The sequence below is a fragment of the Chitinophagales bacterium genome (assembly GCA_041392475.1).
Classification (GTDB): Bacteria; Bacteroidota; Bacteroidia; order Chitinophagales; family UBA2359; genus JAUHXA01.
In genome coordinates this window covers 456,654-482,096 of sequence record JAWKLZ010000003.1, presented here as the reverse complement: position 1 = coordinate 482,096, position 25,443 = coordinate 456,654, and the positions used below count along the sequence as shown (strand labels likewise).

The following is a 25,443-nucleotide window of genomic DNA, read 5'->3' as shown; positions in this document are numbered from 1 at the left end:
AAATCAATATTCTGCATGAATGTTTTCTTCTTTCAACAACAACTCATACCTGTTTGCGTGTCCTGTAAAGTGAAAAATGGAAATCAGTTGTTGGCTATCATTAAAAACAGCTTGTATCTTACTCACCGTTGTATCCGCCAAAGTAATCACCTCACACAATCCCGCCGCTTTCGCTTCCTGCAATGCCGCCACTATTCCGTCTTGTTCTGCGCCCAATTCTCGAAGGTGGTCGTCAGTAGTGTGGTAATCTGCGAAGGCAAGGAAAATGAGAGGTTTCGTCATAATAAAAATATACTATTGCTATTGTGAAATTCACAAGATATTTCCAGTATGACACGTTTAGCAATGATTTACTACAAAAATAACCAAATTCACCCAAAGCGACAATTATCTCTGCAAAGCACATTTTGCTTCCTTTTTCCTATCCATTTTGATTTATTTCTTATATTCGAGGCGGTAACATTCCTACTAACCTACACATTAATTGAATGAATGAAAATGGAAAACAGTTATCAAGAGCGAATGAAATTGTTGGAAGACATCAAGCAAGGCAACGAACAGTTGCTTGAAAAACTGTATGCACAGTACAGAAGTGAATTTATTATTTGGGCAGGTCGCCGTTACAACTGTTCGGATGATACCTCGGCGGAAGTCTATCAAAAGGCATTTATCATCTTGTATTACAACATCAAGGATAGCAAAATCACTGAAATGAAAAGTAGTCTAAAAACCTATTTGTTTGCCATCGCCAAAAATGTGTTTCGAGAACGATTTCGTGACAAACACCAGCAAACAACTGATATTGAAGAAGGTGCAGCTGTTCAGGAAATGGATTACAATATTGATGAAACATATAAAAAAGACCATCAAAAAAAAGTTGTTGCTGCGCTTTTGCAGCGCATTGGCGACCCTTGTAAAACCGTTTTACACCTCTTTTTCTTCAAAAGTTATTCTGTTGAAGCAATCGCTACGACGATGGGCTACAAAGATGAAAGGGTGGTCAGCAAGCGCAAAAGTGTTTGTTTGAAACAGTTGAGAGAAATGATGGCAAAATCTTAGATTCATTCACCCTTATTGAAGTTCAGCACTACTAAAAAACTTAATAACAATATGACACCACAAGAACAACACATTGACCGTATTCAAAAATACCTGCGGGGTGAATTGCCTCCCAATGAAATGATTGCTATGAAAACAAATATAGAACAAAACTCCATTTTGGCGCAAGAGGTCGCTGATTACCAATTTTTGATTGAAGGAATTGTAGCGGCAGGTGCATTTGATTTTGAAGCCAAAGTTGCATCTTGGGAACAAAAATACACTTTGGACAAAAGCGGTTTTGAAGAAAAAACAAGTCAGGACGAAACCTATACTTTGGATGATCTTTTGCTTATGTTTCAACCCGTTAGCATCTATGAAAAAAGAATTGCAAATGAGTTGGTCGGTACTCGAAGCATAGGAGGATTGAAGGTTGTTAAGCCCGAAAATGAAGTAGATTGTTTGGGGCAACTCACTTTTGAGTTGGAAAGTCCTGTTGATGATGTATTGAAGTTGACTATCGAAAATAATGAGGAAGATGAGGTTTTGCAACAAAATATTTCAGCGAATACTCTTACTTTTACTATTGATTTAAAAGAACTTAGGCCAGGTCGTTATTATTGGAAGCTTCGTTCTAAACAACATGGGATGATTCTGCGGTCGTTTTTTGTACAAAAACACCTAATGCCTTAATGCCTTAATGCCTTAATGCCTTAATGCCTTAATGCCTTAATGCCTCAAATTACCTAAAAAAGAATAGCCTCCATATAAATACATATATGGAGGCTATTGTAAAATAAGGACTCAGATTACAAGTCTACAATAATAATAAGGGCTAATTGTGTTTCATAACCTCCTTTTACTGTTGCAGATTGCTGTTTGGTAATGACAGCACTTTTAAAATCATTGATACTAATTTTCTTTTGTGTTTTCATCTGGTTTCAAAATTTATGGTTAGTAAAAACTTAATGGTAATGCAATTTACTACTATTATTTTGCATAGTCAAGTTTTTATTACAACAATTTACTAAAAAAGCATCTGTTATGGCATATTTTCTATGCAAGTTCGTTACACCAATCACTGCCCTTCGAAGCAAAGACAAACACATTAAATAGTATAGATGTTAATTTTCTGAGCGAAACACAGTTGAGAAATACATTAATTGTGATTCATCATTTTATTTAGGATCTATATTCGTATTGATTTTCGCATCAAAAACCCATAAGAATATAGATTCTACAAATTGCAAAAAAATTATCCCAACTAAAAAGTCATGGTCTTATTGACGGTCTGCCCAGCTTCAATCGTAAAATCAAGAGTTTGGTAATCCGCTTTTATCTTTACAGGTCGAACTTTTACTTGGTATTTTCCGGGGTTCAAAATGAATTTTCGAGGATTGCTGCTTTCCGAAGTATAAGTCCGAGAACCTCCAACACTTGTGCGACTTTCGAGGTGAATAACATTGGTTGTTGCATCCAACAACTCTCCATTGTGCATCACCTTGATGAAGAACACCCCTGTTTGGTAATCATGTGCTACCTTTGAAGTTTCAGAAGGTTTCACCACCACATTTTCTATTTTATGGGTGTGGTCCATACCCTCTATACTTATTCCTCTGACGGTGACATCATAAGTGCCGGGAGGTATTTCATACACAGCTGGATTACTGTTTGGACTTGTATAACTGCGCCCACCTGCTACATTTTCGCCTGTCACTACATTCACCACTTTTACGGTAGAATCCCACAAATCTCCATTATTGGTAATGCCAATCGAAATTTTACCCGTAGAAAAATCCACTTCTTTCTCTACAATACCTTCTTCAGGAATGACAATATCTGGTATTTCAATAACCACTCCACGCGCCTTGATCAGTGTAGCCTTGATTCGGTATTTACCAGGCTCCAACAAGATTTTAGTAGGATTTGAATTTTCAGAATCATACGTACGTCCACCTCCAACAGACGCGTCTTCCCCTTCTCTAAATACCTGAACCCATGTATCCACCAATTTACCATCCTGTACCCCTCGAACAGTAAGATTGTAAGCATCATTGTCCACATTTTCTTCAACAGCTGTATTCAAGGCATTGCTGAGTTCCTCGCTGTTGGTCGCATCAAAATACTGTCCTTGTCCAGCAGCAGCAGCACATTCCAAATTCGCTTTTGCTTCAGGTTCTAAGTCAAAACCAACAATATGCATTTTAAATTCAATGCCATTCTTCTGCGCTTCTGCCACCAATTCACAAAGATTCCCCTCGCAGGTTTCTATGCCATCTGTGACTAAAATAATCGTTGCTTTTGTTTTGGTGGCCATCAAATCATCAATCACCATTTTCACCGAAACTGCCAAAGGAGTTTTTCCTGTCGGGTTGATTTTATCAAGCGTATTGGTAATACTTGCCTGACTACCAGCAGTTGGTTTGACCATGTATTCCACATCTGCACAATCGCTTTTCCTTCGATGTCCATACACCACAAGTCCCAATGGTCTTTCACTCGATATATTTCCCACTAATTCTTTCATCACAGTTCGGGCAATCACAATCTTAAATTCGTCCTGAACCTTTCCCCACATGGATCCACTTCCATCTACGATAAAAATGATAGGTGTTTCGCCTTCTTGTCCTTCAATGATTGAGTTGTTGAAAGTTGTTGCTTGTAGAGATAGCTGAAAAAAAACAATGAAAAGAGTAAATACAAATTTTTGTACCATGACTTAAATTTTTTGTTATAATAAAAAGGTTAAACTACATCTAAGTTAGGAATCCTATAAAGTACGATAATTTAATGAAATAATTTGGAGAAATGTTCTTCAATTGCACAGACTGAATATTTTTGCAGAAAACAAATACAAGCCATTTTTAAAGAATTGAAATTGGAAGATGCCATAAAAGTAAATAACTTTAAGGCAAGGTAAAGACCAAGAGTCCACCCTACAACCTACTTCATCACTCTTAAACCTTCAAAAGAATGCAAAAACACTACTTACTTTCTATCCTCACACTTTTGTTAATCAGTCAATTAGGTGTCGCCCAAACCAATACAAGCACCGTCATCTATCACCTCGACTCGGCTGAACACCAAATCAGCAAACACATCTACGGCCACTTCGCCGAACACTTAGGGCGGTGTATTTACGATGGTTTTTGGGTAGAAGAAGACTCGAAAATTCCGAATCAAGGACGCATCCGAACAGATATAATCGAAGCATTGAAAGAGTTATCCATACCAAGTTTGCGTTGGCCAGGAGGTTGCTTTGCAGACACATACCATTGGAAAGATGGTATTGGCCCACGAGAAGACCGCCCAACAATGGTGAATGTCCACTGGGGAAATGTGACAGAAGACAATAGTTTCGGCACACATGAGTTTTTTGAACTTTGTGAATTATTAGACTGCGAACCAATTATTTGCGGAAATTTGGGAAGCGGAACAGTTCAGGAAATGGCGCAATGGGTAGAATATATCAACTCCAACAACATTAGCCCAATGACCAAACTACGGGAGCAAAATGGGAGAAAAGAACCCTTCAAAATCAAATATTGGGGAGTTGGCAATGAGAATTGGGGATGTGGCGGAAATATGACTGCACAATACTACACTGACAACCTCCGACGGTATTCGAGTTATCTAAAAGATTATGGCGACCAAAAGTTATACAAAATTGCTGGCGGCGGATATGGCGATTATTACGATTGGACTGAAACACTGATGAAAGACGAAAAAGGAAGAAAATCATTTGATGGGCTTTCTCTCCACTACTATACACTGAATAAAACTTGGGCAAAAAAGGGTGATGCAGTAGAGTTTGGTGAAGCCGATTGGTTTTCTACCATGACCAAAACCCTTTTAATGGAGGAACATATCCAAAAACATACGGCCATCATGGACAAATACGATCCCGAAAAAACCAAAGGTTTGATTGTCGATGAATGGGGCAATTGGCACGATTCTGCACCTGGTAGCAATCCCGCTTTTTTGTACCAGCAAAACACCTTGCGGGATGCACTTGTAGCTTCGGTGAACCTTGATATGTTCAACAATCACTGTGAAAGAGTCAAAATGGCAAACATTGCTCAGGCAGTCAATGTGCTGCAAAGTGTAATTTTGACCAAAGGAAACGAAATGGTTTTAACTCCAACTTATTATGTCTTCAAAATGTACAAAGTACACCACGATGCAACCCTCATTCCACACCAAAAAAAATCTGCCTCATATACCTTCAATGACAAAAAAATTGAAGCAGTGCATACTTCCTGCTCAAAAGATGCAAACGGTAAAATTCATGTCACGATTACCAACTTAGATCCCAACAATGGCCAAGTTATCAATTGTAGTTTTGAAGGAGCAACTTCAATGAAAGCCTTGAAAGGTAAATACATCACAGCTTCTAAAATGAACGATCTCAACGATTTCGGAAAAAAAGAAACCATCATCATCCAAGACTTCATGGATTATTCCTTCAAAAAAGGAGAATTGCAGATAAAAATGCCTTCTAAATCCATTGTAATGATTGAGTTGGAGGAAAAATAATAATAAATTTTAAACCAAATAAAAGCAAATGCAATACAGAACATTAGGTAAAACGGCTTTCCATATTTCAGAAATTTCACTCGGAACATGGCAGGTAGGCGGCAGATGGGGCGCACCCTTCGATGAAAAAAGTGCCAAAGAAATACTACATACAGCCATAGACAAAGGCATCAATTTCATTGATACAGCCGATGTATATAGCGACCAAATGAGTGAAAAAGTGGTGGGTAAAGTCGTGCGAGAACGCAGCGAAAGGGTATTTGTCGCCACCAAGTGTGGACGGTTTATCAACCCTCACATTAGTGAAAATTACACCCCAAAAGTATTGCGAGAATACGTTGAAACAAGTCTAAAAAATACAGGTTTAGAAGTCCTCGATCTGATACAGTTGCACTGCCCTCCAACAGAAGTATATTACCGTCCTGAAATTTTTGGTCTGTTCGATGATTTGAAGCAAGAAGGCAAAATCCTCAACTTGGGGGTAAGTGTAGAAAAAGTGGAAGAAGGATTGAAGGCAATTGAATATGAAAATGTTGCAACGGTTCAGATCATCTTCAATATGTTCCGCCATCGTCCCGCCGAACTTTTTTTCAAAGAAGCGGCAAAAAAAAATGTGGGTATTATCGCCAGAGTACCTTTGGCAAGTGGTTTATTGACAGGTTTGTACACCCAATCCACTACTTTTGGAAAAGACGACCATCGCAATTTCAACCGAGACGGTGAAGCTTTCGATAAAGGTGAAACGTTTTCGGGTATTCCCTACAACAAAGGTTTGGAAGCTGTGGAACGCCTCAAAGCACTTTTTCCAAATATCCAAAACTTAGCTCCGCTTGCATTGAAGTGGATTTTGCAGTTTGCAGAAGTGAGTACTGTTATCCCAGGGGCTTCAAGAGTAGAACAACTACATTCTAATCTTTCAACCTACAATTATCATGATTTTTCAGATGAATTAATGCAATCGATTGCGTACATTTACAACGATTACATTAAGCCAGAAGTACACCATTTGTGGTAAAATTGATTGGCAATAATTAAAACATGAGAATTATTCTCAATTAAACCGTTAATAAAGATGAAATCAACCAAACTATTCTATTTGTTATTTGCCTTCTTGATTTTTTTCACTGCTTGCAAAGAAAATATACAAAAAGAAGAAGCGGAAACCGTTGTAACAACTCCTCTTTCTCTAAAAAGTGCTTACAAAGATAATTTTTATATAGGTGCTGCCGTCAATGCGGGGCAAATCAATGGCGAAAATACCAGTGCCTCGGCAGTTCTCGAAAGAGAATTCAATTCTATCACCCCAGAAAACGTCATGAAATCCATGAATATTCACCCCAAAGTGGATACCTTCAATTTTGAATTACCTGACAAATATGTGGCTTTGGGAGAGAAAAATAACATGTTTATTGTCGGACATACATTGGTATGGCACAGTCAATTATCGCCGTGGCTGGAACAAATCAAAGACAGTACCGAAATGGCCAATCAACTAAAAAACCATATTCAAACCATTGTTGGACGCTACAAAGGTAAAATCAAGGGTTGGGACGTGGTTAATGAAGCCTTGAATGAGGATGGAACTTTGCGGGAATCTGTATTTCTCAAAGTCTTGGGAGAAGGATACTTAGCGCAGGTATTTGAATGGGCAGCAGAAGCCGACCCAAATCTGGAATTGTACTACAATGACTACAACCTTTGCCAATCCGCTAAAAAAGATGGAGCGGTTGCTTTGGTGAAAAAAATTCAAGATAGTGGTGCTAAAATAGATGGCGTGGGCATACAAGCCCATTGGAGTTTGAAAGAGCCATCTATTGAAGAAATTGAAAACAGTATTTTGGCTTATTCAACATTGGGAATGAAGGTGATGTTTACGGAGTTAGACGTAACGGTTTTGAAGAATCCTTGGGATTTACAAGGAGCAGATGTGAACCAAAATTTTGAAGGTGATCCTACGATGAACCCTTATCCAGAAGTACTTCCCGATTCGATTCAAATGCAATTAGCGAAAAGATACGAAGACATCTTCAAGCTGTTTTTGAAGCATCAAGATAAAATCACACGAGTCACTTTTTGGGGAATAAACGATGGGCAGTCGTGGTTGAACGGTTGGCCAATCAAAGGTAGAACCAATTATCCTTTGTTATTTGATAGGGATTTCCAGCCCAAAAAAGCTTACCACAGCATTATGGCATTGAAGGATAGCAGAAAATGAGTTTTGAAGATCACCTACTTTTGATGCTACAAATTCAACGACATAAAACAAACCAATTAAATAAAAGAAAACGATGAGTACAAATACCACTTCACATAAATTGTCCGTCAAGGAAAAAATTGGATACAGCTTAGGGGATTTAGCTGCCAATCTTGTTTTCCAAACTTTGATGACCTATTTGGCCTACTTTTATACAGATATTTATGGGCTTGAAGCCAATCATGCATCGGTGATCATACTTACTGTAGGTCTTGTTGCTGCTTTTATTTTTAATCCTATCATAGGCGCAGTTGCAGATAGGACAAACACGAGATGGGGAAAATTTAGACCATGGATTTTATGGACGGCCATTCCGCTTGGCGTGGTATCTCTGCTGGCATTTAGCACACCCGACTTTGCGTATAAAGGAAAAGTAATTTATGCAGTAGTGACTTATACACTATTATTGCTGTTGTATGCGGCTAACAACCTACCGTATTCTGCTTTGAGTGGGGTCATCACAGGTGATATGGGAGAAAGAAACAGCATTTCTTCCTACCGTTTTGTTGCAGTTATGGTTGCTCAATTCTTTGTGCAAGTGTTTATGTATCCAATCATTGAGTATGCAGGTGGAGGTGATAAAGCCATAGGAATTGAAAAAGTAATGACCTACTTGGCCATCATTGGAACGATATTGTTAATCATTACTTTTCTGACTACCAAAGAACGAGTTGTTCCCAAACCAGAACAAAAATCAACTCTCTCGCAAGATTTGGCAGATTTATTTAAAAATAAACCTTGGGTCATTATGTTGGTGCTTACCACTTTGGTTTTCATTACACTTGCGATGAAAGGGGGATCATATTTATTCTATTTTGAAAATTATGTAAGCGAACAACAACTAAAAAGTTTCATCCAACCTATCTTAGATTTCCTTTCCAGCGTTGGTATCAATTTTTTTGGTGAAAATCCAGTTTCTGCTGGTTTTGGGCTTTTTAATGCAGGCGGAATTATTTTTATGGTCGTAGGAATTACCCTATCCAAACCGTTAGCGGATAAATACGGAAAACGTGATATTTTTGCAGCGGCCTTGTTTGTTTCTACTGTTTTTATCTTCCTCTTTTACTTTTTTCCCTCTACTTCAATTGGACTTATGTTTGGTTCTCAAATTTTGCACGGATTCTTCTACGGCATTACCATCCCATTACTTTGGGCCATGATTGCCGATGTTGCCGATTATTCAGAATGGAAAAACAACCGCCGTGCCACAGCCATCATCTTTTCGGCCATGATGGTGGGACTCAAAGGAGGATTGAGTATCGGAGGAGCTTTGGTAACGTGGACTTTGGGCATGTATGGATATGTCACACATCAAACTGCCGATTTCACTCAGTCCGAAAGTGCTATTCATGGAACAAAAATGTTGGTAAGTGTTTTCCCGTCCATACCTTTTCTTATCGGAATTGCGCTGTTGTTTTTCTATGAAATCAACAAAAAAATGGAAACAACCATTGAAACAGAATTGAAAATCCGTAGAATGGAAACAAAGAATATTGTCTAATTTTTTTAACTTAAATAACAAAATGTCTGAAAACATAGAAAATACAAACTACGATGAAATTCAATCCAAAGCGATTTCACAACCTTTGGTCACTCATATTTATACAGCCGATCCCTCGGCACATGTCTTCAATGGTAAAATCTATATTTACCCCTCACATGATATTGATGCAGGAATTCCCTTCAATGATAACGGCGATCATTTCGGAATGGAAGACTACCATGTTTTGTCCATGGACAGTCCAAATAGCGAAACTGTGGACAATGGAATAGCATTGCACATCAAGGATGTAGCGTGGGCAGAACGCCAAATGTGGGCTCCTGATGCTGCTTACAAAGACGGCAAATATTATTTCTATTTTCCTGCCAAACGCAAAGACGGAATTTTTCAAATTGGTGTTGCAGTAGGCGATTCTCCAACTGGAACTTTTATAGCCGAACCCGAAGCCATTGAAGGAAGTTATTCGATTGACCCCGCAGTTTTTGAAGACGAGGATAGTGTATTTTACATGTATTGGGGAGGAATTTGGGGTGGTCAACTTCAAAAATACCGCAACAACAAATTCCATGCTGACAATGAAGAACCTACAAAAAATGAGCCTGCATTAGGCCCTATCGTTGCTCGCCTGAGCAATGACATGAAGCAATTTGCAGAAATACCAAGAGAGATTCAGATTTTTGACGAAAACGGCTATCCACTTTTGGCAGGCGACAATGACCGCAGGTTTTTTGAAGCTTCATGGATGCACAAATACAAGGGCAAATACTATTTTTCTTATTCCACAGGCGATACGCATTTTATTTGTTATGCAAAAGGAGAAAACCCCTACGGACCTTTCACCTATCAAGGTCGAATTTTGAATCCCGTCATAGGCTGGACTTCTCATCATTCTATTTGCCAAATTAATGATAAATGGTATTTATTTTACCATGATTCTGTTTTGTCAAAGGGAGTTACACACTTGCGCTCGGTGAAAGTAACCGAACTGACCTACAATGAAGATGGTACAATCCAGACAATTGAACCGTACAATGATTAATGGAATGGAATTGAAGGGTTGATAGATTAAATGTAAGTTCAAATCAGCAAGCAACTAATATAACCTTCCCTGATTGGAATGCGTCTAAGATGTCCTTCTATTTACTTAACATTCAGCAAAAACGCTATATCAAATGTGTGTTGACTTCTATTGAAGTAATTTCCTGTTTGTTTAAGTGTTGCGCCTTACAATCTATCGTGAATCGCATAAGGATAAAAATTCTAAGTAGTTACAGGACTGGAGTATTGTCAAAGCAGAAACTTGACTTTCATTTCAATACGTCTTACTGTTTCTTCAGCCAAAGTAGCTTATCATCTCAACAGGCCCATATAAAGGTTAGAAATTTGTGCGAAATTTACCAAATGGTGGCTTAATTTTACCTCCTTTTTGGTGTTTTGACAAAAAATAAACATCATTTTACTTCAATATCTTGTCGAATTCTTAAAAAATAGTTCTCGGCATTTAATTCTTATGTATAAATTTACCACGAACTATTGATACCTTTGAAGTAAGTAACAAAGTCCGATGTCATTCTATTAAGCGAATAAACAAATGAAAAATACTATCTTATATCTTACCATACTTTTCTTTTTGGCTCAATCTTGTGTGGATATAAATCCAATTGTGGATACACAAGAAGAAAACTTAATCAATGTTAATCACATAGATACAAAAAATATTGAATTGGCATATAGGGATACCGTTTATATTCCTATCTACTCAGATATTTACAGCAAGACCAAAGATGTGAAGTTTAATCTGACTGCCACATTGAGTATTCGAAATACGAGCCTTAGCGACACTATTTATATTGAAGACATTGACTATTATAATTCTCACGGACAAATGATTCGTCAATACATTGACAGTGCCCTCTTTCTCAATCCAATGCAATCTATTGAATATGTGATTGAAGAAGATGATAAAGCAGGAGGCACAGGTGCAAATTTTATTGTCAACTGGGCAGCCAATTCACCTGATCTTGTCCCCATGTTTCAAGGGGTGATGATTTCAACGCATGGGCAACAAGGCATTTCTTTTTTGACGGAAGGTATTTCTATCAGTAAAAAAAGGGTGGACATCAAAATAGTTGAATAACATCTTTTTACGATGCACTATTCTCGCTTGATGGTTGAATTACATCCCACAAATTGCCATATAAATCTTCAAAAACTGCCACTATCCCATAAACCTCTTCTTTTGGAGGGCGGATGAAATGTATCCCCTTTTTGACCATATCGTGGTAATCTCTCCAAAAATCGTCGGTAAACATAAACAGAAAAACACGCCCACCTGCCTGATTTCCAATCCTACTAGCTTGTTCTTCATTTGCAGCTTTCGCCAATAACAAATTGCAGCCTTTTTCACCTTTTGGCGCAACAACTACCCAGCGTTTTGTTTCGCTCATGATTGTATCTTCAATAAGAGTGAAATTCAGTTTTTGGGTGTAAAACTCAATAGCTTCGTCATAATCCTTGACAACGAGCGCAATCTGTGCAATGCGTTGATTCATTTTATTTTTTTTCCCTTTTATTAATCTGACAATGATAAGACAATTTATCTATACTGGAAAATTAACAAATAGGAAAAAATCTTGTTTAAATTATTGGTAAAACATATTTTCAATTTCCAAATCCCTTTTCTATGAAACTTACTTCTAAAATTCACGGCATCATTGACTACATCGTAGTAATCTTTTTGTGGTTATCCCCTACCTTATTTAGCCTACCCGAAACGACCAGCCTATTCACCTACCTTCTAGGAGGAATACACCTCACACTTACTGTATTAACCAATTTTGAATATGGATTATTCAAAATCATTCCATTGAAAATACACGGTACGATAGAATTAATTGTTTCTATTGCCTTAATTGGAGTAGCGTTTTATTTAGGTGGTTTAGAAGGAGATTTGGCCCGCAATTTCTATATTGGCTTTGCAGTAGCGGTATTTTTGACTTGGTTGTTATCAGATTATCAATCTGTTAAGACTATTTCGTAGAAAAAACTCATAGAAGGATAAATTTTATTTTAGTTATTGTGTTAATTTTGATTGACTGCTCATCAATTCTCTGACCGAACAACCCTTTTTAAGATGAAAACCTTATCAACACCATGTATTTGCTTTCTATTCTTCCTTTCTACAAGTTTCTTTTTCACCACTCAAAGCACTGCTACAGTAGGCGGCCCTCAAATATTGGAAATTATCGGTTTTGATGCCCAACAAAATTCCGTTGTATTCGTGCGCCACAAAAACGATGCAGAAGGGCTTCCTCCACAATTGTGGGCATATCGTTTGGGTTTGGGTGAAATTGAAGTGATGGCCGATGCTACAAAATACTACAACAATGGACCGATTACCAAAGGTATAACTCCTCTGAAAAAAATGGATGTCATTACCGATAAAATGCTCAAAGTGAATTGGCACCCACCCGTTGAAGTAAATGACACCATCCTTCAATTTGAATACACACTCTTTCCTGCAAAGGTGCAATTGGCAGACCATCAATTTGATATCGTTCAATGCTTCAAAAAAGACAAACCTATTGAAGTAGCCGAACAATATTATTTTGAACAATCAGATTTGGTATTTGTCATTTTCCGATATTTAGGTGTTTGTTTTGAAACGGGCTACATGAAAGATACACTTTTGGTTTCTACAATGAGTGCCATACAAAATATCGAAAAGGAACAAAGTGAAGATACCCCTACTGCAATGGATACCTTGGCTGAAAACGAAAATACTCCTACTTCAACTGAAACTGAACCGATTGAAACCGACTATTCACTTCTTTGGACGCTATCGATAATGATTTTGCTGGCAGTTGTGTATTTGTGGCTTCGCTTGAAAAGTGGACGAAATCGAGTGGGGAAAAGACGGAGGTGATTGATTTTACTCCTGATTAAAATAGACCTTATAATACGCCATTCCTCTTTGTTCATCAAACCCTCTTTCGACAAACTCATGGCTCGTTTCAGAATTGAGTTTGATGTCAATACCCGTATCTAAGCGGATGAAATTCTTAAACTTGCGCTTCATACTTTTCACCGCTTTTTGTGAAATCCCAAAATCTTCACTTCCTGCAATGCCTTTATCCTCATCAAAAGCCCGTTTGAAGGCTTTGAATTCTTTGATGCGCTCGGGTTCTTCAATGACTTCATTGGCGAAATCATCCAAATCAAATGCTTCGTTTTTGGTGAAGTAATCCAGCGATTTGTTGAGAAATGCCACTTGGTCTTTGGGGTCATCTTGGTGTACTTCTGCAAAAACTTCTTCACAAAAATCCTTGCACAAATTCAAGTAGTTGGCTGTGTGAAAAGAATCGTCTTGAATACGGGTTGTACCCAAAAAATCGTTTTGCCAATATTGCGCTTCCGTTTTGCTACGACTCAAAGCATCTACCACAATCAAACGATAGCCATCCTCTTGATAAGTATTGAAAATCATACAGGCTTTGTCCAATCTGCGTAGATTCGTCCCTTCTGAAATCTGGATTTGCAATCCTCCTTGTTCTGTTGACTCTTGCAGGCTAAGGTAGCGGTCTTTTTTTTCGGCTTTGAAAATGCCTACTGCATCTACCAATTCGTCTTCAATCAAACAATCGGTCAAATATGCCACAAACAATTCCCCTTCTTTGATTTTGGGATGTGCAGCTTGTTCATATAGGTGCTTCAAAATGCTGATAGATTGGTCATATAACCGCTGTTCGTCTTCAAAGATGTTTTTGGCGTAGGTGTAAATTTCATTCAAATTCAAATCCTCGGCATGACTGAATTTGTAAAATTCTTCCGATTCGATTGACTTCGCAAAATAGCTAAACAAACTATCTCTTACCGCTTCATTCTCAAATTTGTATAAACTTTCTGAGACAACAATTCCTTCTTCTCTACTTTTGTTGCCAACTTTGTGTACAACAAGGTTTTCTAAATTAGCTTGTGAAAGGTTGATCATGTTTTTGTTTGTTTCGTTATATTCTCCTTAATTTTAACTTATTGATTATCATCACTTCTCACCTCAATATACGCCTTCAAATCAGCCATTTGTTGGTGACTCATGCGCTCCAAAGTATAATTCGGCATATAAGGACGGTAGCCCATCATGGGTTTCGTTCCAAAACGTGCCAATTGAAACAAAGAAGCATGGTTGTACTTACCGAAATTGTTGCGTAAATATCTGAAAGTCATCTTAGAATCATCGAGCGTGAATTGGGTGATGTGCGTTTGAGGTGCGTGACAATGCAAACAACTCAACTCATAAATGCTTCTGCCCCGTTCGGGATTGCCTTCTAATTTATCAGAAGCCACAATAGAATTGTAGGCATCAATAAATGTAGCAGGAGAAGCCTGAAAATATTGCTGTTGCAGCCATTTTCCAGTTGTCGCATCAGCTTTCCCGTCCTTCAATCTCGTCCAATCTGATTCTGACAAATTCAAATCCTCAGCCTTCAATTGAAGTGTCCACAAATAAGCAATTACCGCATCCAATTCCCACTCCTTCAATTTTCGCCCTTGTGAACATTCTATGGCACAAAGTTGTACAGCTTCCCGCAAATTGTTGCGGGCAGGTGTCACCAAATCACCATATTTTTTTTCATAATCCCCATTGTACCAAGAAGTTCGATTCACCACACCATACAAAGTCGTTCCCTGCAAAAAAGGCAGTTCGTTTTCATCGGCATAACTTAGTCTATCTTCTGGATTGGGCAATGCCAAATTAGGATCTTCTTTCTGAACATTGTGGCAATGAGTACACACAAAATTTTTGGATTGTTTGGCGGTTTTATTACCATTCGGTGCAATAGTGATTCCCTTCAAAACCAAATCTTTGCCTTGCTCTACCATTGCAGCAGTAAGGTTTGTGACACCATGATTGGCTACTTCTACGCCCAGATTCCTCAATATTTCGGCAACAGGTGTAGCACCGTCCCAAGAAGCTCGAACTTCCAGTCTTGCTTTTTCGGAATCAGAGAAACTTGTTGCAGAAAAAAAAATGATGGACAGTAAGACGAGAATAATAATGGCTTTGTACATTGCTTGCAGGTGCTTAATAAAGTTAGGATATTTTGTCGAATTGCTTGATTGTTAATTAGATATTGATTCATCACTTCAATGAATAGCGTTTAACAATCAAGCAATTCATAAACTCACGAAAAATACCGAAAATCATGGTTATTTTCAATTTTCTGCAAGGTGTAATACATCAGTTTGATGACACTTTCCACATCTTCTTTGTGTACCATTTCTACTGTTGTGTGCATGTATCTGAGTGTGAGCGTCAACAATGCAGAAACAACACCTCCATTGGAGTAGGCAAAAGCATCGGTATCTGTACCCGTAGAACGGAAATTGGCTTCGGGTTGGTAAGGGATATTATTTTCTTTTGCCGCTTCAAAAATCAAGTCCAAAAATTTGTTGTGAACCGCAGGCGCAATCGCCAATTGGGGGCCTAACCCCGCTTTGAATTCACCAAATTTTATTTTGCTAATCATCGGTGTAGTCGTATCGTGTCCTACATCAGTCACCAAAGCCACATTGGGTTTGATGGTTTCGGTAATCATTTGTGCGCCACGAAGTCCCACTTCTTCTTGCACTGAATTAACGACATACAAACTATAAGGAAGTTGAATGTTGTTTTCCTTCAATAATCGAGCAACTTGTGCAATCATGTATCCTCCCATACGGTTGTCCAATGCACGGCCAACAAAATAGCGATCATTGAGGGTCATAAATTCGTCTTCAAAGGTAATCACACAACCGACATGAATCCCCAAGGCATCTACTTCTTCTTTGGAGCTACATCCTATATCAATGAAAATATTGTCAATTTTTGGTGTGATTTTACTCTCTTCACCATGGCGTAGGTGAATTGCAGGCCAACCAAATACACCTTTAACCACTTTCCCATCTCTTGTATAAATATTGACACGTTTTGAAGGAGCAATCAAAGGATCAGAACCGCCATTTCTAATCACATAGATAAAGCCGTCACTCGTCACATGATTTACAAACCACGCAATTTCATCTGCATGAGCCTCAATCACTACCTTATAATCTTGTCCCGGATTGATTACACCATACACTGTACCATAGTTGTCAACCTGATATTCGTCGATATAAGGTTTCATATATTCCAACCACACTTTTTGACCTTTGTGTTCAAAACCTGTTGGGGAAGATGTATTGAGGTACTTTTCAAGAAACTCTAAGGATTCAGGACTTAAAACGTTCTTTAATTCAGCCATATTAATTATCAAAATTTTTGTGTTATGTGTCTTTCATTCGTGGGTTTTACGAAAAAAATTGGTCAAATCTACCATTTTTTTTTCGGTTTTGTTTGTGTTTTATTGCCATTTTGTTGTAGATAACTAGGTTAGTAAGCAAACATTTACAATTGGTGTGATAAATACTTTTTACCATTCTTTTCACTTAAATTATGCAGATAAAATCCCTGTGCTAAACAGGCTACTAACCGTCTGAAAATCAGTATGTTTTCACAATTGAGTTTATACTTTGAATTTGAAGTTGTACTATTGATTTTTCCATTTTTTGAAGATATCAGGTCGGCGTTCTTCTGTTCGCTTCAATGCTTGCTGTGTGCGCCATTCATTGATTTTGGCCTCATGACCAGACAGCAAAATTTCGGGAACTTTCCAGCCTTTGTAGTCGGCAGGACGGGTATAGACAGGTGGTGCAAGGAGATCATCTTGAAAAGAATCCTCCAAAGCAGAGGTTTCATTGCTCAAAACACCAGGCAGCAATCGTCCAAGTGCATCTACCACTATGGCTGCTGCCAACTCTCCTCCCGAAAGCACATAACTACCGATGGATATTTCTTTGGTAATCAAATGTTCTCGCACCCTTTCGTCAATGCCTTTGTAGTGTCCACAAAGCAAAATCAGGTTTTCACAAAGCGACAAACGGTTTGCCATTTTTTGTTCAAACAGTTCACCATCGGGCGTGAGGTAAATCACCTCATCATACGTTCTTTCCGCCTTCAATGCTTCAATACAGTTCAAGATAGGCTCAATCATCATCACCATTCCTGCGCCTCCTCCAAATTGGTAATCATCTACTTGTTTTTGATTGAAGGTACTATAGTCTCGGAGGTTGTGACATCGAACAGTCAGCAAGTTTTTCTCTTGCGCCCGCTTCATAATGGAGTGATTGAAAGGGCTTTCTAAAAGCTCAGGTAGTACAGTGATGATGTCTATTTGCATGGAAAGGAATTGATTTGCTGAAGTTTTGAGTAAGCAGCAAAGGTAATAAAGAACAGAAAGATTTTTGTAGATTTACATTGAAATCATACTTCGCTCAAAACCAAATGCCTACCTCTTTTGTCTTTGTACTTGTGTCTTTTGTCTAAAAATTCAAAACCCCACACAAAATGAAAGCAATGATTTTTGCAGCAGGCCTTGGCACTCGCTTGCGTCCTTTGACCAATCACAAACCCAAAGCACTCGTTGAAGTCAATGGCACTCCCCTACTCGAAATGGTCATTCAGCGATTGAAGCAGTTTGGCTTCAATGAAATAGTAGTCAATGTTCATTACTTTGCAAAACAAATTGTATCGTTTTTAGAAGCAAAAGACCATTTTGACATCAGCATTCACATTTCAGACGAAACCGATTGCTTACTCGAAACTGGGGGCGGACTTCAAAAAGCACAGGCATTCTTTGCAGCAGACGACCAACAACCTTTTCTAGTACACAATGTAGATGTCTTGTCAGACGTTGATTTAGCGACTTTGTATCAGACACATTTGCAAACCAATTCTTTGGCAACTTTGGTGGTTCGGAATCGAAAAACATCTCGGTATTTGTTGTTTGACGAAAAGGATTGTTTGTGTGGCTGGCAAAATGTGAAAACGGGTGAAGTGCGAATGGTGCGAGATTTTGCAGCGTCATTGCAGCCTAATGCACTGGCTTTTAGTGGAATTCAGGTGATTAACCCCGCTATTTTTCAATACATGCCTGCTGGCGAAAGTGCTTTTTCGATTATTGAAACTTATTTGCAGGCTGCAAAAACGGAAACGATTATGGCCTATTCTAGTGACGATTCGACGTGGCTGGATGTGGGCAAGCCTGAAAGTTTGGCGCAAGCGGAGAAATTATTTTGACTTTTTTAATCAAACAATTGAACCTACTTCAACAAGGCGTGTAAACCCTTTTGAAATTTGCCAATTAGACACCGAAATCTTCAAGATGTTTTTTAAAAACAAATACAAAAAATCGGACGATGAAAAATTGATGCAGTGGATTCGCTTGGGCGATGCCAAAGCATTTGATACGCTCTACGAAAGGTACAGTCAGCGAATGTTGCATTATTTCTATCGGATGTTGGGAAAAAATGAGGAAAAGGCGCAGGATTTCTTGCAAGACCTTTTTTTGAAGGTAGTCGAAAAGCCTCATCTTTTTGATGAAAGTCGGCGATTTTCGACTTGGATTTTCACCCTTGCCTCCAATATGTGTAAGAATGAGTACCGCCGTTTGGAGGTTCGCCGAAATGGGAGTGCCTATATCGGTGACTTCAATGCGACATCGGAAGACATTGTACTGCCACACATTGACAAACAAATGGACTGCGATGCTTTCAAAACGCTGCTATACGAAGAGTTGGCGCAAATGAACGATACCAAGCAAACTACTTTTTTGCTACGTTATCAAGAACATTTTTCTATCAAGGAAATTAGCGAGGTGATGAACTGCTCGGAAGGTACAGTAAAATCAAGGTTGTTTTACATCACCAAATGCCTTGCAGAAAAATTGGAGGTCTATAATCCATCTTACCAACATTAAAAAATACGGACATGAAACATAAACAAACCATACTTGATATTGAACCTCTATTGAAGGAAAAATCCTTTGAGGAAATGGATATGACAGAAAGAGATTTCCTGTTCCAACATTTGGGCAATGAATCACAAATCAAGCAATACCAAGCATTACTGCAATGTTATTCAAAGGCCACAATTATCAACCCAAAGCTTCGCCCCAAAGCGGCTATTCAGAGCCATCTGAGAAATAAATTAGAGGCTCAATCAGTGGTGAGGAATGGTCTGGAGAGCATTTTTGTAGCCATTGCTAGTTTGTTTGCAGTGCGTTCTTCTATGAATTCGGGCATTGCCTTGGCGATGTTGACCCTTGCTTTTTGGTTTGGTAGCAACATGGAGCAAAGTCTCCAAAACAACTTTGAGTACATGCAAGATAGTTTGGCAATGGCTGCTTTTCCCGACACAGCTATGTATAACCAACCGCTTCAAAATGATTCCAATACGGCTATCGTAATGCCTAAAACCTTTTACCATACCACTATGTTGGCAGACAGTTTTACTATCAGAGGAATTTTGAGGCAGTAAAATATACAGATAATGGAATGATAAGGTGATATCGTAAACAACTAACTGCTTAAAGTTTGTTATCCGACAGTTCACTATTGATGCCTAATATGGCGACAGCAAACTTTAGTAACCCTATCTCTTTCAATTGTTTGAAAAGAAATGTTCATTTTAGATATTCTCACCCTCTAATTTTTTAACATGAAACAAAGGCAAAACAAAAAAAGAAGTTAACGAAATGATTGATGACCTAGATTCGATTTTACATGAATTGGCGGATAAAATATAAAGAAGGAAGTTAAAAGAAAAAGAAATCAGGCTATAAATAGTTCGTGTGCGAAATGACGCCACCCAATACATTCTTAATCAAATCATTACCCAATATCAGTATTAAACTGTTTCACCACCAAACTTACTGCCCCAAAAATGCAAATCGTTCATAGTGACTGTGCACTAATAGACCGATTGCACAGAACATCAGTTAAAATGCTATTGTCAATTGAAAATAGACTACAACTATTTAAACAAAAATCTTATATTAGCTTTTTTAACTTTAATAAAAAATCGAACATGATTAAAACACTTATGTACCACAAAGTACAAGATTTCAACAAATGGAAAGAAGCATTTGAAGGTTTTGCAGATATTAGAAAAGCCGCAGGTGAGCTTAGTTACTCAATTGGCACTCTGCACAATGAACCCAATACAGCCTATGTTATAAATTCATGGGAAAGTATCGAAAAATTCGAAGCCTTCGTTGGGACTGACGATTTAAAAGCCGTAATGGGCGATGCTGGCGTATTAGAAGCGCCACACACAATTATCTAGGAAGAAACAAACAATGGATAATCAATAAGATAGACACAATTTTAAGAGAAACGGAGTAACACATGTTACTCCGTTTCTTTATCCCATTTTCCTAAAATTCATTTCTTGATATTCCTGATTACTATCACAGCAATCTCACTTCCTCACCTTATCCTGCAATGAATTGTCCAACTCCAATGCCTTTCTAAAATACTGCTGTGCAGTAACAGTATCTCCCTTTTGATTCAGAACATGTGCCAAATTCACATAAGCCTTTGAATAATCAGGTTTTATTTTGATTGCTCCTTGATAATAAAAAGCAGCAGAGTCCAACTGTTTGGTTTCCAAAAAAGTGTTGCCAATATTGTAGTACGCTGTATAATATTTTGGATCAGCTGCAATGGCTTGACGATACTGTTGCAGGGCTTTATCAAACTGCCTTTTTTCATCGTAGAGAATACCCAAGTGTAGATGCCCTTTTTTATCATTGGGCGCAATTTTTACCAATTCTTCAAAAGCTTCCATTGCTTTTTGTTTCTCATTGATTGTTTGATAAACCACTCCTAAGCTGTAATGAGCAGCCTCAAAATCACTCTTCAATGCAATGGCTTTTTGATAATACAAAATAGCATTTTTCCAATCTTGCTTCTTACCATACACAATGCCAATGTTGTGAAGTGGAGCGGGTGCATCTGGAAATTCTTTTGCAGCTTTGGTGAAAACAGCCAATGCTTCCTCCAATTTTCCGTTCTCCAACAATGCCGCACCTTCTTCGTTCATTCGCTTCAATGGGTCATTTGTTGAAGGTTGAGTTGTTTGATTTTGATTCGTTGATTTTGAAGTGGCGGTGGTATTCGATTTTTCACCACCTGACTGACTGTTTTGATTGACAAAAAATAAGAACAGCAATAGAAAACCAACCAATCCTAAAAATATTTTCAGGGTTGGATTGCTCTTTTTGGAGGAATTCGGAGTATCACTCATTATAAAAGAAGATTTTACGCTCAAAACCTCAAATATCGCTAAATTTGGAGATTTGAAGTAGGGATAGAGCAAATCAAAAGTTTTTTTGGAAGTCTCTATTTTTTATTTTAATTTTGTTGATAAATCAACGTTTAATAAGTCAACGAAACAATATGGAGCATCAAAACTTAAATGAAATTTACCTTTTTCACTTGGAAAAAGCCTACAAGCAATTCAAAAAATACAAGAATGATTGCTTCAAAAAAGAAGGAATTGACCTCACAGGTGATCAATGGGTAGTGTTGAAAAGCATCCATGAAAACGAGGGCATTCATCAAATTGAACTCGCCAAAAAATGCTTCAAAGAACCCGCTTCTGTCACTCGAATATTGGATGTTTTGGAGCGAAAAACTTGGGTAGAAAGAAGAAGTATGCCCAATGATAGAAGAACCTATGAGTTATATACTACTGATTCTGGCAAGTTATTGATTGGTAAAATCTTACCATTGGCAGTTAATATCAGAGCTAAAGGAATGGAGGGCATCGCAGCAGCAGAATTGGATAATCTCTCCAAAATGTTGGTAAAAATATTCGATAATTTTAGTTAGAAAATTTTTTTGCACTAAAAATTGATGTATCAATAATTGATTAAACAATATAACATGAAAACATTCTCTCTTTTTTTAATCACCTTGTATGGATTAATGGCAACTATACCTGCAAATTTTAATCCAGTGAAACAAATTGAAAAAAACGGCATGAAAATCTGTTGGCAAATCAACGGTGATAAAGTTGATTTTGAAGTCTTTGCACCAACAAAAGGGTGGGTAGCGATTGGCTTCAATGAAACATCACAATTGGTAGGTAATAACCTCATCATGGGCAAAGTGGAAAACGGAATTACGGTTAGCGATCGGTACATCGTGGGTTTTGGCGACCACCAGACAGTAGAAAGCATGGGCGGCACAAATCACCTATCGAATATTGAAGGCAAAGAAGATAATTCAGGAACTACTATTCGGTTTTCTATAAATGCTGATTCGCTGGACAAATACCATTATGATTTGCTGAAAGATAAACCTTTTACACTTCTGATAGCCTACTCCCAAGAAGACGATTTTTCGCATCATTCAAGGATGCGTACTTCAATTGATATTGTTCTTTAATCATTTAATTTCTACAAATATTTGAATAGTAACAATGCCATTATTCAAACCATTTTTATGAAAAAGAATTGATATTCAATACTTTATCCAACTAAAGAAAGATACTTCTAATGATTGGAAGGTGACTGACCTAGTACAATTTGCACTAAACTATGTGGTATATCAAAAAGGTGGTTCTATGTATGATAAACGATATTTGAAGTTTGATTTGCCCAATAGTGATTAAAGAACTACCACGTTTTTGATTTTTGTCGTGCTAGTCTTTCTTCTTTTTCCCAAATATATTCCGCAAATGGTCAAACACATTTTCCTTACCCTCTTCCTTTCTTTCTTCTCTTTTGCGTTCTCGTTCCAATCGTTTTTCTTCCTTTTCAGCCTCCTTTTCTGCTTTTCTCAAGTCTTTGTCTTTTTGGCGTTCCAATTTGAACAAGGTCTCTCGATCTATGCCCAACGAATCAGGTTCGATTTCAACCAACAAAGAATCAAATTCGGGAATAAACATAGGACAAGCCATCACAAAAGCCAGAGAATCGTTCAAGCTAGCAAAAGTAGCCTGCTCCAATTTATCAAAACCTCCATCTGCATATATTTTCCGCATGTATTTCGCCCAAATAGGCAAGGCAGTATTTGCTCCTTGCCCTAATTGCAGGCTTCTAAAACGAATCTGTCGTGCTTCACCACCGACCCAAACACCCGTAACCAATTCAGGAGTAAATCCAATAAACCAACCATCCGTATTATCTTGAGTAGTACCCGTTTTTCCTGCCACATCCGTTTTAATGCCATACTTGCTGCCTCTCAATCGCTGTGCCGTTCCCATATTCACCACATTTCGCATCATTTCCACCATCATGTCTGCGGTTTCTTTTTTTAGCACCCAATTTTTGCTGGCAGGTTTGCGAAAATCAGCCACCAAATTACCCTCAGCATCTTCAATTTTGAGCAAATAAACAGGCTCTGCCACAAGTCCCCGATTGGCAAAAGTGCTGTAAACCGATACCATTTCCAGCAGTGAAATATCTGCCGCACCAAGCGCAATTGCAGGTCCATCAGGAAGTTTGCTTTTCACTCCCATATCGTGTGCCAATTTGATGGTTTTCGGCACACCTGTTTGCCATACCAATTCTGCCGAAATGGTGTTCACCGATTTCACCAAACCACCTTGCATAGAATATTGACCACCATACTCACCATCCGCATTTCCAGGAGTCCAGTTGTCTTCAGTCGGATACGTTCTTTGAATATTTTCGATAAATTCACAGGGATTTCTACCGCTTTCCAAAGCAGCAGCATACACAATTGGCTTAAAAGTTGAACCTACTTGTCGGGTTGAAGTAACATGGTCATATTGAAAATATTTGTGATTTATACCTCCCACCCAAGCACGCACATAGCCCGTTTTGGCTTCCATACTCAGCAGTCCTGCATGAAGAAATTGAAGGTAATGTGCCACAGAATCCAAAGGACTCATTTTTGTTGTTTTTTCTCCTTCCCATGTGAAAATCTCCATTTCGACAGGTGTAGCAAAAATCTTGTTGATTTCTTTCCAGTCTAAGCCATTATCTTTCAATTGCTTGTATCGAGGAGATTGTTTTACTGCAAACTCAATCAAACTCGAATTTTTGCCCCACGGTTTTTGGTCTTTCCAGTGTGCGTCAAACACTTTTTGCAGATCTTTGAGGTGTTCTTCCATCGCCAACTCTGCATATTTTTGCATACGAGAATCAATTGTTGTGTAAATCTTCAAACCATCGGTGTAAATGTTGTAATTTGTTCCATCGGGTTTTTGATGGGTTTTACACCATTTGTTCAATTCTTGCCTCAAATATTCTCGAAAATATGTTGCCAAACCTTCATTGTGAGTTGTTGCATTGTAGTTGATTTCCAGTGGTTTTTCCTTCAATGCAGCCGTAGCCTCTTCCCCCAAATAGCCGTATTTCAACATTTGATCCAATACTACATTGCGCCTTGCCAACGATTTTTCAGGATACAAGCGGGGATTGTAACTCGTTGTAGCTTTCAACATACCTATCAAAACGGCTGCTTGTTCGGGCTTCAATTTTTTTGCAGAAGTATTAAAAAACCGTTGCGCTCCTGCTTCAATGCCAAACACATTGCCGCCAAAAGGAACGGTATTCAAGTAGAGCGTGAGTAGGTCTTCTTTGTTGTAAATATCCTCCAATCGTTGTGCTACAATCATTTCCCGCATCTTGTTGATGACAATGCCAATGATAGGAAAATCTTGTCTGGGATAGAGATTTTTGGCAAGTTGTTGGCTGATGGTGCTACCACCACCTGATTTTTCTTTCTGCAACAAGATGGTTTTTACCACCACACGCCCCAAGCTGCGATAGTCAATGCCGCTGTGCTCATAAAAACGGGCATCTTCAGTAGCGACCAAAGCATTGACAACAGAAGGCGCAATGTCACTATATTGAAGTTCTGTTCGATTTTGAATATAATATTTGCCGAGGAGTTTGTTGTCAGCAGTGTAAATTCCTGAAGCATTGGCATTTTTGATTGCCTTCAATTCGTTTTGACTGGGAATCTCTCCAAAACTACCACTTAATACCATGAAATACAGCATCAAAATGGCAAAACAACCCAACAGAAAAAATATGCCTAAGTACTTCAATATTTTCTTGAAGTTGATATTGAAGCGTTTGTTATTGTTTGGCTGCTTAGATTTCTTAGGCTTTACTTTGTCTAGATAACGTTTGGCAAATTCTTCGTAATCGTCTGATAAGTTCTTTGTCTCCACTTGTAATTTGTTTTGCTCAATGTTAGGAATCAAGCCTCATATTCA

26 protein-coding genes are annotated in these 25,443 nt (G+C 38.2%); 16 read left to right on the top strand and 10 right to left on the bottom strand.

The window, feature by feature from the left end; genetic code table 11:
- Positions 1-3 precede the first annotated feature (3 nt).
- Positions 4-282 carry a hypothetical protein gene (locus R3E32_24945; GenBank protein ID MEZ4888000.1) on the bottom strand — a complete coding sequence of 93 codons (279 nt, stop codon included), beginning with the start codon at positions 280-282 and terminating at the stop codon, positions 4-6.
- Between the two features lie 216 nt (positions 283-498).
- Here R3E32_24945 and R3E32_24940 point away from each other — a divergent pair, with 216 nt between their 5' ends.
- Positions 499-1,059, top strand: a complete 561-nt coding sequence (locus tag R3E32_24940) for a sigma-70 family RNA polymerase sigma factor (GenBank protein ID MEZ4887999.1) — start codon at positions 499-501, stop codon at positions 1,057-1,059.
- Between the two features lie 51 nt (positions 1,060-1,110).
- Complete coding sequence (locus tag R3E32_24935) at positions 1,111-1,731, top strand: hypothetical protein (protein MEZ4887998.1); 621 nt, start codon at positions 1,111-1,113, stop codon at positions 1,729-1,731.
- Positions 1,732-1,847: 116 nt separating this feature from the next.
- Here R3E32_24935 and R3E32_24930 read toward each other — a convergent pair whose 3' ends face one another.
- Positions 1,848-1,973, bottom strand: coding sequence for a hypothetical protein (locus R3E32_24930; protein MEZ4887997.1), 126 nt, complete (start codon positions 1,971-1,973; stop codon positions 1,848-1,850).
- 329 nt (positions 1,974-2,302) lie between these two features.
- On the bottom strand, positions 2,303-3,754 hold the full coding sequence (locus tag R3E32_24925) for a VWA domain-containing protein (protein ID MEZ4887996.1): 1,452 nt from the start codon (positions 3,752-3,754) through the stop codon (positions 2,303-2,305).
- A gap of 257 nt (positions 3,755-4,011) precedes the next feature.
- Between R3E32_24925 and R3E32_24920 the strand changes: the two genes are divergently transcribed.
- The 6 genes from R3E32_24920 (at position 4,012) to R3E32_24895 (ending at position 11,466) form a co-directional block, all read left to right on the top strand.
- Complete coding sequence (locus R3E32_24920; protein MEZ4887995.1) at positions 4,012-5,574, top strand: alpha-L-arabinofuranosidase C-terminal domain-containing protein; 1,563 nt, start codon at positions 4,012-4,014, stop codon at positions 5,572-5,574.
- A gap of 28 nt (positions 5,575-5,602) precedes the next feature.
- Entirely contained in the window at positions 5,603-6,589 is a 987-nt protein-coding gene (locus R3E32_24915) for an aldo/keto reductase (protein MEZ4887994.1), read from the top strand.
- A 57-nt stretch (positions 6,590-6,646) separates the two neighbouring features.
- Entirely contained in the window at positions 6,647-7,789 is a 1,143-nt protein-coding gene (locus R3E32_24910; protein MEZ4887993.1) for an endo-1,4-beta-xylanase, read from the top strand.
- A gap of 73 nt (positions 7,790-7,862) precedes the next feature.
- Entirely contained in the window at positions 7,863-9,329 is a 1,467-nt protein-coding gene (locus R3E32_24905) for a glycoside-pentoside-hexuronide (GPH):cation symporter (protein ID MEZ4887992.1), read from the top strand.
- Positions 9,330-9,351: 22 nt separating this feature from the next.
- Complete coding sequence (locus tag R3E32_24900) at positions 9,352-10,368, top strand: glycoside hydrolase family 43 protein (GenBank protein MEZ4887991.1); 1,017 nt, start codon at positions 9,352-9,354, stop codon at positions 10,366-10,368.
- 552 nt (positions 10,369-10,920) lie between these two features.
- The gene (locus R3E32_24895) at positions 10,921-11,466 is read left to right on the top strand and encodes a DUF3124 domain-containing protein (GenBank protein ID MEZ4887990.1); all 546 of its coding nucleotides are present in this window, start codon (positions 10,921-10,923) and stop codon (positions 11,464-11,466) included.
- Positions 11,467-11,473: 7 nt separating this feature from the next.
- Here R3E32_24895 and R3E32_24890 read toward each other — a convergent pair whose 3' ends face one another.
- A complete protein-coding gene (locus R3E32_24890) occupies positions 11,474-11,881 on the bottom strand; it encodes a VOC family protein (protein MEZ4887989.1) in 408 nt (135 codons plus the stop codon).
- A gap of 131 nt (positions 11,882-12,012) precedes the next feature.
- Between R3E32_24890 and R3E32_24885 the strand changes: the two genes are divergently transcribed.
- Positions 12,013-12,369: a hypothetical protein gene (locus R3E32_24885; protein MEZ4887988.1), complete on the top strand. Its 357-nt coding sequence runs from the start codon at positions 12,013-12,015 to the stop codon at positions 12,367-12,369.
- Between the two features lie 93 nt (positions 12,370-12,462).
- Positions 12,463-13,254: a hypothetical protein gene (locus R3E32_24880; GenBank protein ID MEZ4887987.1), complete on the top strand. Its 792-nt coding sequence runs from the start codon at positions 12,463-12,465 to the stop codon at positions 13,252-13,254.
- Positions 13,255-13,260: 6 nt separating this feature from the next.
- On the opposite strand, the gene R3E32_24875 is transcribed toward R3E32_24880, so the two are convergent.
- From R3E32_24875 to trmD, 4 genes are all read right to left on the bottom strand, one after another.
- Positions 13,261-14,319: a nucleoid-associated protein gene (locus R3E32_24875; GenBank protein ID MEZ4887986.1), complete on the bottom strand. Its 1,059-nt coding sequence runs from the start codon at positions 14,317-14,319 to the stop codon at positions 13,261-13,263.
- A 38-nt stretch (positions 14,320-14,357) separates the two neighbouring features.
- On the bottom strand, positions 14,358-15,398 hold the full coding sequence (locus R3E32_24870; GenBank protein MEZ4887985.1) for a cytochrome c: 1,041 nt from the start codon (positions 15,396-15,398) through the stop codon (positions 14,358-14,360).
- Between the two features lie 113 nt (positions 15,399-15,511).
- A complete protein-coding gene (locus tag R3E32_24865; GenBank protein MEZ4887984.1) occupies positions 15,512-16,609 on the bottom strand; it encodes a M42 family metallopeptidase in 1,098 nt (365 codons plus the stop codon).
- 285 nt (positions 16,610-16,894) lie between these two features.
- The gene (trmD, locus tag R3E32_24860; GenBank protein ID MEZ4887983.1) at positions 16,895-17,584 is read right to left on the bottom strand and encodes a tRNA (guanosine(37)-N1)-methyltransferase TrmD; all 690 of its coding nucleotides are present in this window, start codon (positions 17,582-17,584) and stop codon (positions 16,895-16,897) included.
- Between the two features lie 167 nt (positions 17,585-17,751).
- Between trmD and R3E32_24855 the strand changes: the two genes are divergently transcribed.
- The 4 genes from R3E32_24855 (at position 17,752) to R3E32_24840 (ending at position 20,529) form a co-directional block, all read left to right on the top strand.
- A complete protein-coding gene (locus R3E32_24855) occupies positions 17,752-18,483 on the top strand; it encodes a nucleotidyltransferase family protein (GenBank protein MEZ4887982.1) in 732 nt (243 codons plus the stop codon).
- An 85-nt stretch (positions 18,484-18,568) separates the two neighbouring features.
- A complete protein-coding gene (locus R3E32_24850) occupies positions 18,569-19,162 on the top strand; it encodes a sigma-70 family RNA polymerase sigma factor (GenBank protein ID MEZ4887981.1) in 594 nt (197 codons plus the stop codon).
- A gap of 11 nt (positions 19,163-19,173) precedes the next feature.
- The gene (locus R3E32_24845; protein ID MEZ4887980.1) at positions 19,174-19,722 is read left to right on the top strand and encodes a hypothetical protein; all 549 of its coding nucleotides are present in this window, start codon (positions 19,174-19,176) and stop codon (positions 19,720-19,722) included.
- Between the two features lie 549 nt (positions 19,723-20,271).
- Positions 20,272-20,529: an antibiotic biosynthesis monooxygenase gene (locus tag R3E32_24840; GenBank protein MEZ4887979.1), complete on the top strand. Its 258-nt coding sequence runs from the start codon at positions 20,272-20,274 to the stop codon at positions 20,527-20,529.
- A gap of 135 nt (positions 20,530-20,664) precedes the next feature.
- On the opposite strand, the gene R3E32_24835 is transcribed toward R3E32_24840, so the two are convergent.
- On the bottom strand, positions 20,665-21,492 hold the full coding sequence (locus R3E32_24835) for a tetratricopeptide repeat protein (GenBank protein ID MEZ4887978.1): 828 nt from the start codon (positions 21,490-21,492) through the stop codon (positions 20,665-20,667).
- A gap of 152 nt (positions 21,493-21,644) precedes the next feature.
- Here R3E32_24835 and R3E32_24830 point away from each other — a divergent pair, with 152 nt between their 5' ends.
- Together R3E32_24830 and R3E32_24825 are read left to right on the top strand one after the other, a co-directional pair.
- Positions 21,645-22,079, top strand: a complete 435-nt coding sequence (locus R3E32_24830) for a MarR family transcriptional regulator (protein MEZ4887977.1) — start codon at positions 21,645-21,647, stop codon at positions 22,077-22,079.
- Positions 22,080-22,133: 54 nt separating this feature from the next.
- Positions 22,134-22,637: a DOMON domain-containing protein gene (locus R3E32_24825; GenBank protein MEZ4887976.1), complete on the top strand. Its 504-nt coding sequence runs from the start codon at positions 22,134-22,136 to the stop codon at positions 22,635-22,637.
- A gap of 256 nt (positions 22,638-22,893) precedes the next feature.
- Here the strand turns inward: R3E32_24825 and R3E32_24820 are convergent, their stop codons facing one another.
- Entirely contained in the window at positions 22,894-25,398 is a 2,505-nt protein-coding gene (locus tag R3E32_24820; protein MEZ4887975.1) for a transglycosylase domain-containing protein, read from the bottom strand.
- Positions 25,399-25,443 lie beyond the last annotated feature (45 nt).